The following is a 760-nucleotide window of genomic DNA, read 5'->3' on the forward strand; positions in this document are numbered from 1 at the left end:
GTGTCAGTCGATTAATTAGTGACTGACACACTGTTATCGCAGGCAAGCCAGCTCCCACATTTCTATCCGGTTCCCTCAGCGGGAACCGGGTTACTTGCCGGGTGTGAGGGTCAAGCGGGTTTTCCCGTACACCGTGTCAAAGTTCTGCGGCTGCATCGGGAAGCTCAGGTATTGCGCCTTGAGCGACGCATCGATGCCGTTCGCATAACTCGGGCTGGCCGGGTTGCCGGATTGGCCGATGCCACCTTGACCCATCATCGGTTCGATTTGGCCGAAGTCGACGATCATGCGCAGCGCCGGCACTTGGGTGGTCACAAAATCCTGCCCCCAGCTGTACGGCGCCGGGTTCAGGGTGTTGTGGTCGCCGCCACTGGCAAACGGGCCGCGTATCACTTGGCCATTGGTGTTTTTCCAGGTGGTGGTGTGCAGTTTGCCCCACTGCCAGGCCTTGTGATCGCCACCCAATTGGCTGTCGCCAGCGGTGATGGCGGCGGCAAGGCTGCGGGCGAGGATCGCCGGTTTGTCTTCTTTTTGCGCGGTGCGCACGTCGTCCCAGAAGGGGCTGTCTTCACGGCCCAGCAGGTGGTCGGCGTTGGCGGAATAGGACAGGTTGGCGTTGCTGACAAAGGCTTTCCAGCTGGCGCTGGTTTCCGGGCCGAGTTCGTCGAGGAAGATCTGTTTGGTGCTTTCCTGCAGGAACAGCTCATAGATCGCCGCGTCTGCGGAGGTCGGTGCCAGGCGGCCATCAAACGCCATCAAG

1 protein-coding gene is annotated in these 760 nt (G+C 60.7%); it reads right to left on the reverse strand.

Translation table 11 applies throughout. The features are described 5' to 3' along the window. Positions 1–90: 90 nt before the first annotated feature. A partial coding sequence (locus FEM54_RS33410; protein WP_138454382.1) for a penicillin acylase family protein occupies positions 91–760 on the reverse strand: 670 nt, incomplete at its 5' end.

The organism is Pseudomonas edaphica (assembly GCF_005863185.1).
GTDB lineage: Bacteria > Pseudomonadota > Gammaproteobacteria > Pseudomonadales > Pseudomonadaceae > Aquipseudomonas > Aquipseudomonas edaphica.